We start from the raw sequence: 15,105 nt of genomic DNA on the forward strand, positions 1-15,105 counted from the left end.
TCAAGGCGGTCATATTAGGGCCTGTTAGCACTATTTTCGTGGCCCGCGCCGGGAGCTGTTTGCGCGCCAGCCAAGGAAGAGTGAGGGAGTGTACGTCCGTACACGACCGAGCGATGACGCGGGATTGCGGGCAAACAGACCCGGCCCGTAGGGTTGCCGTTGAGTGGCCGCCATGCGGCAGCACGCGGCACCGGCTTGGCAGCCAGCCAAGTCAGTGCCACGCACTACCACCTGACGACCACTCAACGACAACGCGGGCTACGAAAATAGTGCTAACAGGCCCTAGGCCAGACTGGTAAAGAGCTGGTGACGACATCGCATTTCCCCGCTGGCTGCGGAGCTAAAATGCTCGCTACGCGACGAGTCCAAAAGGAGCCGTCCATGCGATGGTTGTGGTTGCTGGCAACACTGTTGTCGCTGGTTTTGTGTTTTACCCGGCACGGCCCCGGCGCCATGGCTTTGTGGCTGCTGCTGGCCATCGTTGGGGCAATCGCTACCGCGTTGATGTTTGCGCAGGCGCGCATCGACGCCAACGCACAACCCGAACCGCCACTTGAACAGTGGCGAAACCGGCAGCGCGAAAAATCTGGCGAAGAGTGAATGCTGCACCGCAACTTTGGCGGTTTAGCCGCCTAAACGCTACACTCGGTGGGTTGACGCTGCGCAGGTGTCATGCAGTTCCCACTGAGAGGGCTCCCGGGCGATCGGTGAGCAGGAGGCAAGCATGTCAAAGGTTTATCCGGTCGATCCCGCATTCGCCGCCAAGGCGCGCCTGGACAAGACAGGTTACGAGCAGCAGTACGCCGAATCTATAAAGGACCCCGACGGTTTCTGGGGGCGTGTCGCCGAACGACTGGCGTGGTCCAGAAAGCCCGGCAAGATCCGCAACGTGTCGTTCGATCCCAGGGATCTGCACATTCGCTGGTATGAAGATGGCCTGCTCAACGTATCGGCCAACTGCCTAGACCGCCACCTGGCCACCCGCGGCGATAAAACCGCGATCATCTTCGAAGGCGACGACCCCAACGAATCCCGCCGCATCAGCTATCGCGAGCTGCACGCAGAGGTGTGCAAGTTCGCCAACACCCTGAAGCACCTGGGTGTCGGCAAGGGCGATCGCGTGGCGATCTACATGCCGATGATTCCTGAGGCGGCGGTGGCCATGCTTGCATGCGCACGCATCGGTGCCATTCATTCGGTGGTATTCGGCGGCTTTTCGCCCGATTCCCTGGCGGGACGCATCGCCGATTCCGCGGCCAAAGTGGTGGTGACTGCCGACGAAGGCGTGCGTGGCGGCAAGAAGATTCCGCTGAAGGCCAATGTCGACGCCGCATTGGAGCGACAGGGCACCAACAGCGTGGAGACGGTGATCGTGGTCCGCCGCACCGGCTCGGCCATACCCATGCAGTCGCCACGCGATCGTTACTATCACGTTTTGATGGAAGGGCAATCCGCCGATTGCCCACCGGAACCGGTAGAGGCCGAGCACCCGCTTTTCATTCTCTATACGTCCGGCTCCACCGGCAAACCCAAGGGCGTGCTGCATACCTCCGGCGGTTATCTGGTCTACGCCAGTTTTACGCACGAAATGGTGTTCGATCTGCGTGAGGACGACGTCTACTGGTGCACGGCCGACGTAGGCTGGGTTACCGGGCATAGCTACGTGGTCTATGGACCACTTGCCAACGGCGCCACCACCGTGATGTTCGACGGCGTCCCCAACTACCCCAACTTCAGTCGCTTCTGGCAGGTGGTGGACAAGCACCAGGTGAGCCTGTTCTACACCGCACCGACGGCGATTCGTGCCTTGATGCGCGAAGGCGAAGCGCCGGTGAAGAGCTGCTCACGTGCCAGTTTGCGTTTGCTTGGCTCGGTTGGCGAGCCGATCAATCCGGAAGCGTGGGAGTGGTATCACCGGGTGGTCGGCGACGAGCGTTGCCCCATCGTGGATACCTGGTGGCAGACCGAGACCGGCGGCATTCTGATTACGCCGCTGGCCGGCGCTATCGATGCCAAGCCCGGTTCCGCGACATTGCCGTTCTTCGGCATCAAGCCCGCCGTGGTCGATGCAAGCGGCACCGTGCTGGAAGGCGCCTGCGAGGGCAATCTGTTGATCACCGACTCGTGGCCTGGCCAGATGCGCACCGTGTACGGCGATCACGAGCGTTTCATCGACACGTATTTCAAGGCCTATCCAGGCAACTATTTCACCGGCGACGGCGTGCGGCGCGACGAGGACGGCTATTACTGGATCACCGGCCGCGTCGATGACGTGATCAACGTATCGGGCCACCGCATCGGCACTGCCGAGGTGGAAAGCGCGCTGGTTTCGCATCCCAAGGTGGCGGAAGCCGCAGTGGTGGGTTGTCCGCACGAGATCAAGGGCCAGGGCATTTACGCTTATGTGACCCTGGTGGCCGGCGAGCAGGGCAGCGATGAGTTGCGCAAAGAGTTGGTAGCGTGGGTGCGCAAGGAAATCGGACCGATTGCGACACCCGATTATCTGCAGTGGGCACCCGGTTTGCCCAAGACCCGCTCCGGCAAGATCATGCGGCGCATTTTGCGCAAGATCGGCGAAAACCAGCCCGAGCAGCTGGGTGACATCTCCACCCTGGCCGATCCGGGTGTCGTAAAAAATCTGGTCGACGAACGCTTGATTCGTTGATTCGACCTCACCGACAGCCGCCGCTTCTTGTCTCAAGCGGCGGCTGTCGGCAGCATGCGTCAATGCGCACCGTCCTCGGGCACGATATAGCCGAAATCACCTCTCGCCTGGACCGCACTTGCGTCCACGTGTGGCTGCTCGACTATCAAAGAACACAACACCGCCGCCCTTTGCTTTCGCTGCTGGGCAGTTATCTCGGGCTGCCATCCGAGCAGGTCGTATTGCGGGAGGGCGAGCATGGCCGTCCCGAACTGGCATCCCCATGGAACCGGCTTCTGCAATTCAATTGGTCGCACAGCGGGGGCAAGGCCGTTATCGCCGTCGCGCGCGACATCGTTCCCGGCATCGACATCGAACGCATCCGGCCAAGGCCGCGCGCCATCGCATTGGCTGAGCGTTTTTTTCATCCGGATGAATGCAGCGATCTCTCTGCGTTGGACGCTGCCCAGCGCGAATACGCCTTTTTGCGCGTTTGGACCGGCAAGGAAGCCGTGGTCAAAGCCCTTGGTCGAGGCGTCGCCTTTGGCCTTGATCGGCTGCGTTTGAGCGTACCGCCGCGCGAGCCCGGACTGCTCTGGCTGGATGGCGACGATGCATCCCAATGGCAGTTGCAGCAACTCGAGCTCGATACCGGCTACGTGGCCAGTCTGGCCTGGCGCGGGCCGCCTTTGCTGGTAAACATCTGGACACTTGCCGCGGACGCCTGAACGGCGCACTGTGGTCGGCCCGAAGCACGTTTTTCAAGTCCATGACCCTGCTGAGCGTCAATCTCAACAAGATCGCCGTGTTGCGCAATTCACGCGGCGGCCACGAACCCGATATCGCGCGCGCCGCGACCACCTGTATCGAAGCCGGCTGTGGCGGTATCACCGTGCATCCGCGCCCTGATCAGCGTCACATCCGGCCGGATGACGTAAGAACACTGGCCGCGTTGCTGCGCGGGCGGGTCGAGTACAACATCGAAGGCAATCCTTTCGCCGCAGCGCGCGGTGATTATCCCGGCCTGATCGCCCTTTGCCGCGAGGTGCGTCCGGCGCAGGTGACCCTGGTTCCCGACAGCGATGGCCAGATCACTTCGGATCACGGCTTCGATCTCGCCAGCGAGGCCGAACGCGAACGGTTGCGCCCGCTGATCGGCGAGTTGCGCGAGTTGGGTTGTCGAGTAAGCCTGTTCGTGGACCCTGCTGCCCAGGGGCTCGAGCACGCTACCGCCATCGGCGCCCAGCGCGTGGAAATTTATACAGGGCCCTACGCGGAAGCCTTTGAGGACGGCCACGCAGCGGAGCAACTTGCGCTGTGCGTGGAAACCGCACGCCGTGCGCAACAGGTGGGCTTGGCGGTCAATGCGGGACACGATCTCAGCCAGGCCAATCTGGGTACCTTGCGCGCAGCGATTCCCGGCCTGGCCGAAGTGTCCATTGGGCACGCGCTGATCGGCGAAGCGCTGTATGAAGGTTTGGCCAACACCGTCAGGAAGTACCTGCAAATCCTTCGCTGACAAACAGACATCCAAATAATGGGAGCACAAACAAAAACCCCCGCTTTCGCGGGGGTTTTTGCGGGTAACGCTGCACGATCATTGAACTGTTCCGATTCAATGGCCGTTTTTACTGCCCGTTGCTGTCGGTAAAGCCGATCTTGTTCAGGCCGTAGCTCTTCGCATCAGCCAGAACACGCGCAACCACCTGATAGGGGACTGCGTCAGCCGCGTCGATCTGTACTTCCGGTTGATCTGCTTCGCTCTTGGTCGCAATCACTGCAATCTGCGTCTTGAGCTGCTGCTCGTCCACCGGAGTGTCGTTCCAATAGAACGTACCGGACTGGTCGATCTTCAAATGGATCGGCTCAGGTGGATTGTTCGGCGGAATGACGTTCGGATTCGGCTGGGGCAGATCGATCTTGACCTTGTGGGTCAGAATCGGCGCCGTGATCATGAAGATGATCAGGAGCACCAACATCACGTCGACCAGCGGCGTCACGTTGATGTCGGCCATCGGCCCCTTGCCAGTTCCACTACTGAATGCCATGGCTCGTCACTCCTTACCAGTGGTAATGAAAGCGACGTGGACCATGCCTGCATCCTTGGCTTCGCCGAGAACCTTGCGAACCATCTTGAACTCCGTGTCGTGCGCGGCACGAAGTTGCAGTTCTGGCTGCGGGGACTTCTGGGCGTAGGCAGCAAACATGGACTTCAGCTCGACGTCGGTAATCGGATTCTGGCTGTCGTTCAAGAACATGCTGCCATCCGGCTTGACCGCAAGATCGATAGTATCCAGCGGCGGCGTCTTTTCTTCCTGGTGAGGATTTGCCTGGGGCAGATCCACCTTAACCCGGTGCGACATCAGTGGTGCTGTGATCATGAAGATGATCAGCAGCACCAGCATCACGTCGACCAGCGGCGTGACGTTGATTTCCGACATCGGCGAGCCGGATTCGTTTCCGGAACTCATCGCCATGGGTCAATCCTCACTTCTGAGTCTGAGCAACGCCTTCGACGCGTGCGCCGGTGGCGAAGAAGTCGTGCAGGTCGTGCGCGAATTCGTCGAAGCGAGCGTAGGTCAGACGGTTCGAGCGGGTGAAGAAGTTGAAGGCGAGCACCGCCGGGATAGCGGTGAACAGACCGAAGGCGGTCATGATCAGCGCTTCACCCACGGGGCCGGCCACAGCTTCCATCGAGGCATTGCCGGTAGCGGCGATGCGGATCAGGGCGCCGTAAATACCCCACACCGTACCGAGCAGACCGACGAACGGTGCCGACGAACCGACCGTTGCGAGCAGGGTCATGCCGCCTTCCAGACGCAGGCTCTCGCGAGCGATGGCCTGGCGCAGTGCGCGGTCGACGAATTCCGAACGGCTGAGCGATTCGGCCAGACGACCACCGCCAGCGGAAGCCTGCTGGTGGTGAGCCACGGCGGAAGCGGCGTCGAGAGCGATCTTCGAGAAGGGTTCGCCCTTGGGCTGAGCTTCCAGTTCGCGGATCGCGTCCTGGGTGGAGTTGTTGGACCAGAAGCCGTTGATCACGCCGTCGGCGCGACCGCGCACCATCGAATTGCGGATGGCGTTGGCGATGATGAAATACCAGGAGGAGAACGACATCACGACGAGCACTACAAAGACTGTCCAACCCAGGAAGTCAAAGTGGTGAATGAGGTCGCCGAAGCCCATCTGTTGCATGGCTTGGGCGTTGGCGTTGCCACCCAGAGCCGGAGCGGCGGCATCGGAAGCAGGAGTCTGTTGGAACATAAACGCTACCCTTGGAAGTCAGGCGTGAACTGTAACTGTAATTGGTATTACAGCTGATTGAGATTGAAGTTGACCGGTACGCGAACGTAGCCCTCAACCTTCTTACCGTTTTTCATTTCCGGATTGAAGCGCCATTTCTGAGCCGCTTCAATGGCCGCACGATCAAGTTCGCGGAAGCCACTGGACTGGTCGACCTTGATGTCCTTTGGTGTGCCATCCACAGCCACCAGAATCAACAACGTAACCGTGCCTTCGTGCCGTTGGCGGATAGCCTGCGGCGGATACTTCGGCTGCATACGACTGTTGTAGCTGATGTCCTGTGCGGCCTGGATATCCTGCGGCGGCGCCGGTGGTGCCGGTGGTGCTGGCGGCGGCGACGGTTGCGGGTTGGTCGACGCTTCCTGCACGGCCGGCGGCGGAGCCGGCGGCGGCGGAGTCGGCGGCGGAACCACCTGCTTGATGATCTTCGGCGGTGGCTGCTTCGGCGGCTCCGGCGGCGGCGGCGGCGGGGGCGGCGGCGGCGGCGGAGGTTCGATGAAGTTCACCTGCACAATCTTTTCTTTCTGAACTTCTGCCGTTTTCGGCGGCGCCGCAGGCGCAATCAGTATGAGGAAAGCAAAGGCATGCAGCGCAATGGCTACCGCCAGCGCCAACGTGCGCCCCCAACTGAACGGCTTAGTGCCGGTATCTTGGTTACTTGAGGCCATCTGTCGCTTTCAATCAGGAGCTAGTGAAATCGGAGTCGAGGTCGCAGCATCCGGTGGCAAAGCTGTTCCCAAGAAGGGTGACGTTTGCCACTGGACAATGCGGGAAAAGTCCAACGGTACAACAGCACGTCTAGTTTGTATAGCTTTCGTGTAGGCCTTGGATGACAACCGAATGGACGTCCATCTGACCCGCTGAAACAAACGAGGCGTGCTTACAAATCAACTGCCAATATTGGCGTCCTTGAGCCACTTCTTGGCTTGCGCAGCGGTTTCGGGGTCCTTTTCCGCTTGCATGACTGCATCGGCAGCAGCGGGCTTGTCCTTGAGCCCAATATTTGCCTGAGCCAGAGCCATGTAGGCCTTGCCCTTGTGCTTCACGCCCTTGTTGATGGCCTGTTGCAGCAAAGACTTCGCCTCGCTGTACTGGTTGGCCATCACGTAGGCCACGCCAGCCTTGTAGGCAGGCTCGCCGTCGCTGGCCGAGGGGATCGCCTTCTGATAGGCCGCAGCGGCATCGCTGTAGTTTTGGCCAATCATGTTGGCGTCGCCCATCAGCGAGTAATTCTCGGCGCTGGATTTCACGATGCCTTTGGTCATGCCGTCCTGCATAACCTGGACCGCCTTGGTCGTATCCGCGCTCGGATCCTGGTTGCTGTCTGCCTGCGCGTTATTCATGTACAGCTTGGCCATGGTGACGTAGTCGCTTTCCGTAAACGGAATCTTGCCGTCAGCACGTGCCTGCTCCATCAGCTTCAGCGCGTCGTCGAACTTTTGCATCTGGATGTCCAGACTCAACGCGTTGTGGAAGCTGGTGGAATCGGTCGGCGAGGAGCTGGCCGCTTTCGACGCGAGTGCAGCGGCTTTGTCTTTCTGTCCGGAATCGTTGTAATCGAGGATCAACAGCTGATTCCAGCGCGGGTCCGCTTTGGCGCCAGCCATCGACTGCGCTTTCTGCAGCGCGGTGATCGAGTCCGGATACTTCTGCATGCGGTAGTAGGCTTCGCCTTCCAGCGCATAGGATTCGGGCGTTTCACTCTTGCCTTCTGCACGCCACTTTTCGACAGTGTCGATGGCGGGCTGGTATTGCTGGTTCAACAGGTAGAACGTTGCCAGTTCGTATTCGACCTGAAAGTACGCATCGTTCGGCAAGCTGTTGTTCGCGAGCGCCTTGGTCAACTTGTCGATACCGGCCGGCAGGTTTTTGTTCATCGCATCGATGCGAGCCAATGCCTGCAGCGCCATCGACTGCGCGTATTTGCTTTTGCTGCTATCGACGATCGGCTGAAGAATCTGCGCGGCCTTGGTGTTGTCGTTGGCCTGAGCGGCATCGATACCTTCGTTGAGCGCCTTTTGCTCCTTCGCGTCGGTGAGATCGATCTTCGGCTCTTTACGCGTGGCGTTGGGATAAAGCGGAGCCGCTTTCTGATCGCTCGACGACGAATTGTCGCTCGCTAGCGCCGGAGTGCTCGCCAACATAAGCGCAAGCGCAGCGCCGGCCAGCATCTTCAGGGAAGCGTGTTTCATGGCGTTCCTCAAATTGAAAGGAGTCGGACTTCACGCACATGCTGTGCGGGGGATCACTGAGATTAACCCGAGCAGACTATCGATAACAAGTCGCACTGCGACATGAAAGCCTTTTACAAATCAATAACTTATAATATTCACGCCATACGCGCCCGCATTTTCTGTCACTGGACGGGCTGGTATTTCTTCAAAGCGCCGTTTATCCCCCTGGATTTGGCGAGCCAGGCACTTTATGCGCGTATTAATGCATTAATGTGTCAAATAGCGCAAAGGTGCGGCCCGGAGATTTTCCGGGCCGCATTTTTTCTCAGATGTCGAGGTTGGCGACTTTCAGCGCGTTGGCCTCGATGAAATCCCGGCGCGGTTCAACCGCCTCGCCCATCAGCATCGAGAACATCTGGTCAGCCGCGATGGCGTCCTCAACCCCCACTTGCAGCATGCGGCGGGTTTCCGGATTGACCGTGGTCTCCCACAACTGTTCGGGATTCATTTCGCCCAGGCCCTTGAAGCGCTGGATGGTGCGTCCTTTCTTGGCCTCGTCAAGCAACCAGCCGCGAACTTCGGCAAAGCGGGTGACCCCACGCGAACCGTTGCCTCGGCGCACCACGGCGTCGGCTTGGATCATTCCCGCCAACTGCTGGCTGACGGAGAGAATCGGCCGGAATTCCGAGCCACCGAAGAACGGCTGAGGCAAAAGCCAGGTGTGGCTCAGGCCATGCTGTTCTCGTACGACTTCTATTGCGGCAGGCTGTTCCGCCGTCGCAGGACGCAGTGCAAGACGGTAACGCGGCTTGCCCAGACCGCTGGCAGCCAGGCTGTTGGCCACGGCGTCCAGCCACACCTGCATGCTCGCCGGATCGTTCCACAGCTGAGCGTCGATCGGCGAACGCTCGAGCATGGCGGTGAGTACATTGGCATCGAAACGATGACCGAGGCGCTCGATCTGGTCCAGCGCGAGCTGGTATTCGCGCAGCAGCTTTTCCAGCGCTTCGCCAGTGATCGGCGGCGCATCCGGACTGTAGGTCAGTTCCGCATTGTCGACTGCGCTGGAGATCAGGTAGGCATTCAGCGCCGCATCGTCTTTCAGATAAAGCTCCTGCTTGCCCTGCTTCAATTTGTAGAGCGGCGGCAGGCCGATGTAGACGTGGCCGCGCTCGATCAAATCAGGCATTTGCCGGTAGAAGAACGTGAGCAGCAAGGTGCGGATGTGCGAACCGTCCACGTCCGCGTCGGTCATGATGATGATGCGGTGATAGCGGAGCTTGTCGGGGTTGTAGTCTTCCTTGCCGATGCCCGTGCCCAGTGCGGTGATGAGCGTGCCGACCTCGGCCGAGGAGAGCATCTTGTCGAAGCGGGCTTTTTCCACGTTGAGGATCTTGCCCTTCAAGGGCAGCACCGCCTGCGTCTTGCGGTTGCGGCCCTGTTTGGCGGAGCCGCCTGCGGAATCACCCTCGACCAGGAACAGTTCGCACAGCGAAGGATCCTTTTCTTGGCAATCGGCGAGTTTGCCCGGCAAGCCTGCGATGTCGAGCGCGCCTTTGCGGCGAGTCATTTCGCGGGCTTTGCGCGCGGCTTCGCGGGCACGGGCGGCATCCACCACCTTGCTGGCGATGGACTTGGCCTCGTTGGGGTGCTCGAGCAGGAACTCGCCCAGCTTTTCGTAGACGACCTGCTCCACCACGGTTTTCACCTCGGAGGAAACCAGCTTGTCCTTGGTCTGCGACGAGAATTTCGGATCTGGGACTTTGACCGACAACACTGCAATCAGGCCTTCGCGCATGTCATCGCCGGAAAGCGTGACCTTCGCGTTCTTGGCCAGATTCTCTTTCTCGATATAGGCCTGGATGGCGCGGGTAAGCGCAGCACGAAAGCCGGTCAGATGCGTGCCGCCATCGCGCTGCGGGATGTTGTTGGTGAAGCAGAACATCGTCTCCTGGTAAGAGTCGGTCCACTGCATCGCCAGTTCGACGGTGATGGAGTCCTGCTGGGCGCTCAGGCTGATGACATTCGAGTGCAGTGCCGTTTTCAGCTGAGCCAAATGCTGCACGAAAGAGCGAATGCCACCCTCATAGGCAAACGTATCGCGCCGCCCTTCCCCGCGTTCATCGCGCAGATCGATGGTGACGCCCGAATTGAGGAAGGCCAGTTCGCGTAGGCGCTTGGCCAGCACGTCGTAGTGAAATTCGATGTGAGTGAAGGTTTGCGGGCTGGGCAGGAACCTGACCGTGGTGCCGCGCCGGTCGGAAGGGCCGACCATTTTCACGGGGTACAGCGGTTCGCCGTGCGCGTATTCCTGGTGATACTCGTGCCCATCGCGGTGAATCGTCAGCCAGAGGTGCTGGCTGAGCGCGTTTACCACCGACACGCCCACGCCGTGCAGGCCGCCCGATACTTTGTAGGAGTTGGCGTCGAACTTGCCGCCGGCGTGCAGCACCGTCATCACCACTTCGGCGGTAGAGCGGCCCTCTTCCGGATGCATGTCCACCGGAATGCCGCGTCCGTTGTCGATGACACTGACGGATTCGTCTTCGTGGATGGTGACGATGACGTGGTCGCAGAAACCGGCCAGCGCTTCGTCGATGGAGTTATCCACGACCTCGAACACCATGTGATGAAGGCCGGTACCGTCATCGGTATCACCGATGTACATCCCAGGGCGCTTGCGCACCGCTTCCAGGCCTTTGAGTACCTTGATGCTGTTCGAATCGTAGGATGCGTTCATGCAATAACCATGTCCCGACGCCATTAATCCGCCCGACGCGGCGCCATGGATGCCGGACTGGATGTAAGCGGTTGATTATAGCAGGGGCGTCAACCGGCCTTGTTCCACGTGGAACACTCGAGCAGGCACACGTTCCAGCGCCCCTGGAGTGTCCGTTCCGGTCACCAGGACCTGGGCGGGGGTGCCCTTCAAGCTCTCCACTACCGATGCCTGATGCGCCTGGTCGAGCTCCGAGGCGAGGTCGTCCAGGCACACGATGGGCCATTCGCCGCGTATCTGCGCGTCCAGGCGCGCTTGCGCGAGAAGGCAGGCGAGCGCGACCAGCTTTTCCTGCCCTCGGGATAGGTGCTCGCGCTCGGGAGCCTGCGCAAACGAGAGCGACCAATGAGCGCGATGAGCGCCGGAGGTCGTGTGCCCTCTAGCTTGGTCGCGGGTGCGCTGAATCGCCAAAAGGGCCAGCAGCTCCTCCCCTTCTGTCCAGCCCGGACGATAGCGAAGCTCCAGATTGCCCAACTCAGGGAGGAACAGCGCCGCCTGGTCGCGCAAATGAGGAAGCAAGAGCTCCAGATATCTCCTGCGCCACTCATCGATCAATGCCCCTGCCCGAGCCATTTCTTGTTCCCAGGGCTCAAACAGAGCTTCCTCAGTAGTTGCGCTCTTGCGCAGCAGACTGTTCCGTTGCTTGAGCGCCCGCTGGTAGCGACGCCAGGTCGCCAGAAATTCGTGTTCCACGTGGAACACGCCCCAATCAAGAAACCGACGACGCTCCTCCGCCCCTCCCGCGATCAGGGCATGCGACCCTGGTTCGAAGCAAACCACCGCGCATTCCCGAACCAGCTGACCAATGGCAACGGATTCGGAGTCCATTCTGGCCTCCCATCGAGCGCCTTCCCTACCCAGGCCAAGTCGCACCAGACGCTGGTCATCGTGCCGGATGCCCGCGAACAGGCTAAGTCCCGCTGCTCCCCTCTGCGTCAAAGCGTCCCGCGCGCCGCTGCGAAACGAGCGGCCATGCGACAAAAGAAAGGCTGCCTCCAACACGGAGGTCTTTCCGGCACCGTTCGCACCCGCAAAGAAATTGAACCCCGGAGACAGGTCCAACGAGGCTTCGGAAATACAACGCAAACCACGCAGCTGAAGCTTCTCGAAGCGCATCAAACAGGTGCCCTAAAACGGCGACGCCGGAGCTCAGGGGCTCCGGCGTCGAGACAATCCAAACATCCAATGATCGCCATGCGATCCGTCAAAGCCTCAGCGGCATGATGACGTGTCGCGACTGCTCGGTGTCGTCTTCCTGCACCAGGCAGCTCGATTGGGCATCGCGCAGGCTAAGCCGGGCCTTGTCTCCACGCAATGCGGCCAACGCATCGAGTAGATAGCCCACGTTGAAGCCGACGGTCAGATCGGAAACCACCGTATCGGCTTCGACTTCCTCGACGGCTTCTTCCTGCTCGGGATTGTGCGCCACGATGCGTAGCTTCCCAGGCGAAAACTCGAGTTTCACACCGCGGTACTTCTCGTTGGAAAGAATAGCGGCGCGCTGCAAGGCGCCACGCAGAACTTCCCGATCGAGCGTGGCGCGTTTGTCGGCGCCAAGCGGGATGACCGCCTCATAGTCGGGGAACCGACCGTCGATCAGCTTCGAGGTGAATACCACCTGGCCCCTGCGTACACGCAGATGATTGCGCCCGAACTCAAGCTCCACCAAGCCCTCGCCGGATTCGAGCAAACCGACCAATTCGTTCACGCCTTTGCGCGGAATAATGATTTGGCGGCGCGTGGAAACCTTACTTTCCAGCTCCGTTTCCTTCAACGCCAAACGGTGCCCGTCGGTAGCTACGCAACGAAGCGCATGCTCCTGCAGATCGAGCAACATGCCGTTGAGGTAATACCGGACGTCCTGGTTGGCCATCGCAAAAGACGTACGCTCCATCAGATCGCGCAGCACTTCCTCCGGAAGGCTGACTCGCTCAACCAATTCGATTTCATCGATGGTCGGAAACTCTGTCGCAGGTAGCGTAGCCAGGGTGAAGCGGCTGCGTCCCGCGTTCAAGGCAACCCTGTCGCCGTTCTGCTTCAACTCGATCTGCGCGCCATCGGGCAATGCGCGGACGATATCGAACAGCTTGCGCGCCGGGATGGTGGTCTCACCCTCGACCAACTTTTCAGCTTCCGTTGCAGCGACCATCTCCACTTCGAGATCGGTGCCAGTAAAGGACAGCTTCCCGTCGCTGACTTTCACCAACAGGTTGGCCAGCACAGGAAGCGTCTGACGGCGCTCGACCACTCCGACGACCTGCTGTAGGGGCTTAAGCAGAGCTTCTCGTTGGATGCTGAATTGCATGTTTTTGCTTTCCCTATCCTGCAGTTCTGTTTTTTAAAAGAAGAGTAGTGGTTGCAGCAGGTGCCGTGGATAACTTGATAAGCTTTAAATATTCTTTAAAAACAAAAACTTAGAAAAAAATCGCCTGTGCCTCGAATGTCCCGACTGCTGTGCATCGTCAGTGGATAACTTTAGTGCTTCAGGGCGTCTTCATATTATCCACAGGATACCCTGCCGGTTTTCAAGAACTTGTTCAACTGCGCCGCTCAACCTGTAAGCGTACGAATCAGTTGTTCCCAGTCTTGTCGCATGCGGGTATCGGTTTCGCACAGTTTCTTGATGGTGCGGCAGGCGTGCAGGACCGTGGTGTGGTCCCTGCCGCCGAAGGCTTCGCCTATTTCGGGGAGGCTGTGTTCGGTCAGCTCCTTGGACAGGGCCATGGCGATCTGGCGCGGCCGTGCCAGGGAGCGGACGCGGCGCTTGGACAACAGATCCTGCAGGCGCACCCCGAAATACTCGGCAACGATCTTCTGGATGTTCGGCACAGTCACTGCCTGTGCGTGTGTCGCCAGCAGATCGCGCAGCGTCTCCTCCGCAAAGTCGGTGGTGATCGGCTTGCCATAGAAGTTGGCGCGCGCCGCCAAGGTGTTGAGGGCGCCTTCCAGGTCGCGCACGTTGGAACGAATCCGCTTGGCCAGCAGCATGGCCACGTTCTCGCTCACCGAAACCCCCTTGTCGTGGGCTTTGGCCAGCAGGATCGCCGCGCGCGTTTCGAAGTCGGGCGGTTCGATCGCCACCGACAAGCCCCAACCGAGGCGCGACTTCAAGCGAGGCTCCAGCTTGTCCACTTCCTTCGGATAGCGGTCGCAAGTAAGGATGATTTGCTGCTTGGATTCGAACAACGCGTTGAAAGTATGGAAAAACTCTTCCTGCGTCGTGTCTTTGCCGGCAAAGAACTGGATATCGTCGATCAACAGCGCATCCACAGAACGGAAGCGGCGCTTGAACTCGTCCATGCTCTTGGTGCGCAAGGCCTCGATCATCGAACCCACGAATTGTTCGGAGCGCAGGTACATGACCTTGCAATGAGGATTGTGCTCGCGCATCAGATTGCCGGCGGCGTGCATCAAATGCGTCTTGCCCAGGCCGGTGCCGCCGTAAAGCAGCAACGGGTTGTAGGCCCGGCCAGGGTTCTGCGCCACCTGCATGGCGGCTGCCTTGCCGAGCTGGTTGGACTTGCCCTCGACGAAGGTTTCGAAGGTGTAGTGCGGATCCAGGTTGTGGTTGAAGTTGGCCGGCGGCGGTTCGGCAACGGCAGCCGCCGGACGCGACGGCGCCGCTGGGCGCACATGGCCAACGCCATTGGCGCTGGAGCCGACTTCCAGACGCACGGGGACCTTTTGACCGTTGAGCAGGGTCAATACCGCCTCGATTCGCGGCAGATAGCGTTCGCGAACGGCATCCAGCGTGTAGGGATTGGGCGCGTAAAGCTGAAGTCCGTCCGCGTCATCGCGTGCCTGCAACGGCATCAGCCAGGTGTGCAGGTCCTCGGCGCTCAATTCACCTTCGAGACGCTCCAGACAGCGCCGCCACAAATCACTCATGGATACTTTCAACCACAGCAGGGGCGCTTTCGCGCAGGGTGGACCGGGAAGTCTAGCAGCAGACCCCGGGCAACTATCCACGTGGATATCCACAAGTTGCCGCTACGGTTCTATTTGACACGGCTTCTGTCATTCCGCATACTTCCAAATCTTTTTCACCCATTCACTTAGGAGGAAGCCATGAAGCGGACCTTCCAGCCCAGCAAGCTCAAGCGCGCCCGCACGCACGGCTTTCGTGCTCGTATGGCCACGGCCGATGGTCGCAAGGTGCTCAACGCACGTCGCGCCAAGGGTCGTAAGCGCCTGATCCCATAAGC

The 15,105-nt window shown here is 60.0% G+C and carries 14 protein-coding genes; 5 read left to right on the forward strand and 9 right to left on the reverse strand.

Features of this window, described 5'->3' with window-relative positions; translation table 11 throughout:
- Positions 1-381 precede the first annotated feature (381 nt).
- The 4 genes from ISS99_RS09485 (at position 382) to ISS99_RS09500 (ending at position 4,163) form a co-directional block, all read left to right on the forward strand.
- A complete protein-coding gene (locus ISS99_RS09485; protein ID WP_204631367.1) occupies positions 382-600 on the forward strand; it encodes a hypothetical protein in 219 nt (72 codons plus the stop codon).
- 124 nt (positions 601-724) lie between these two features.
- Positions 725-2,665 (forward strand): acetate--CoA ligase, encoded by a 1,941-nt coding sequence (acs, locus tag ISS99_RS09490; RefSeq protein ID WP_204631368.1) that lies wholly within the window; start codon positions 725-727, stop codon positions 2,663-2,665.
- A 62-nt stretch (positions 2,666-2,727) separates the two neighbouring features.
- Complete coding sequence (locus ISS99_RS09495; protein ID WP_204631369.1) at positions 2,728-3,372, forward strand: 4'-phosphopantetheinyl transferase family protein; 645 nt, start codon at positions 2,728-2,730, stop codon at positions 3,370-3,372.
- Between the two features lie 41 nt (positions 3,373-3,413).
- The gene (locus tag ISS99_RS09500) at positions 3,414-4,163 is read left to right on the forward strand and encodes a pyridoxine 5'-phosphate synthase (protein WP_204631370.1); all 750 of its coding nucleotides are present in this window, start codon (positions 3,414-3,416) and stop codon (positions 4,161-4,163) included.
- Between the two features lie 109 nt (positions 4,164-4,272).
- Here the strand turns inward: ISS99_RS09500 and ISS99_RS09505 are convergent, their stop codons facing one another.
- The 9 genes from ISS99_RS09505 to dnaA all read right to left on the reverse strand — a co-directional run bounded on the left by ISS99_RS09505 (position 4,273) and on the right by dnaA (position 14,788).
- A complete protein-coding gene (locus tag ISS99_RS09505; protein ID WP_204631371.1) occupies positions 4,273-4,692 on the reverse strand; it encodes an ExbD/TolR family protein in 420 nt (139 codons plus the stop codon).
- A gap of 6 nt (positions 4,693-4,698) precedes the next feature.
- Positions 4,699-5,121 carry an ExbD/TolR family protein gene (locus ISS99_RS09510; protein ID WP_204631372.1) on the reverse strand — a complete coding sequence of 141 codons (423 nt, stop codon included), beginning with the start codon at positions 5,119-5,121 and terminating at the stop codon, positions 4,699-4,701.
- Between the two features lie 10 nt (positions 5,122-5,131).
- Positions 5,132-5,908, reverse strand: a complete 777-nt coding sequence (locus tag ISS99_RS09515; RefSeq protein WP_204631373.1) for a MotA/TolQ/ExbB proton channel family protein — start codon at positions 5,906-5,908, stop codon at positions 5,132-5,134.
- A gap of 47 nt (positions 5,909-5,955) precedes the next feature.
- Positions 5,956-6,615: an energy transducer TonB gene (locus ISS99_RS09520; RefSeq protein WP_204631374.1), complete on the reverse strand. Its 660-nt coding sequence runs from the start codon at positions 6,613-6,615 to the stop codon at positions 5,956-5,958.
- 219 nt (positions 6,616-6,834) lie between these two features.
- Complete coding sequence (locus tag ISS99_RS09525; RefSeq protein ID WP_239537817.1) at positions 6,835-8,139, reverse strand: tetratricopeptide repeat protein; 1,305 nt, start codon at positions 8,137-8,139, stop codon at positions 6,835-6,837.
- A 307-nt stretch (positions 8,140-8,446) separates the two neighbouring features.
- Positions 8,447-10,861 (reverse strand): DNA topoisomerase (ATP-hydrolyzing) subunit B, encoded by a 2,415-nt coding sequence (gene gyrB, locus ISS99_RS09530; protein WP_204631375.1) that lies wholly within the window; start codon positions 10,859-10,861, stop codon positions 8,447-8,449.
- A gap of 75 nt (positions 10,862-10,936) precedes the next feature.
- On the reverse strand, positions 10,937-12,016 hold the full coding sequence (recF, locus tag ISS99_RS09535) for a DNA replication/repair protein RecF (RefSeq protein ID WP_204631376.1): 1,080 nt from the start codon (positions 12,014-12,016) through the stop codon (positions 10,937-10,939).
- An 88-nt stretch (positions 12,017-12,104) separates the two neighbouring features.
- Positions 12,105-13,205, reverse strand: coding sequence for a DNA polymerase III subunit beta (dnaN, locus tag ISS99_RS09540; RefSeq protein WP_204631377.1), 1,101 nt, complete (start codon positions 13,203-13,205; stop codon positions 12,105-12,107).
- 245 nt (positions 13,206-13,450) lie between these two features.
- Entirely contained in the window at positions 13,451-14,788 is a 1,338-nt protein-coding gene (gene dnaA / locus ISS99_RS09545; protein ID WP_204631378.1) for a chromosomal replication initiator protein DnaA, read from the reverse strand.
- Positions 14,789-14,968: 180 nt separating this feature from the next.
- Between dnaA and rpmH the strand changes: the two genes are divergently transcribed.
- Positions 14,969-15,103, forward strand: a complete 135-nt coding sequence (rpmH, locus tag ISS99_RS09550; RefSeq protein ID WP_007510029.1) for a 50S ribosomal protein L34 — start codon at positions 14,969-14,971, stop codon at positions 15,101-15,103.
- Positions 15,104-15,105: the final 2 nt, after the last annotated feature.

Source organism: Dyella mobilis, from assembly GCF_016904945.1.
Classification (GTDB): Bacteria; Pseudomonadota; Gammaproteobacteria; order Xanthomonadales; family Rhodanobacteraceae; genus Dyella_B; species Dyella_B mobilis.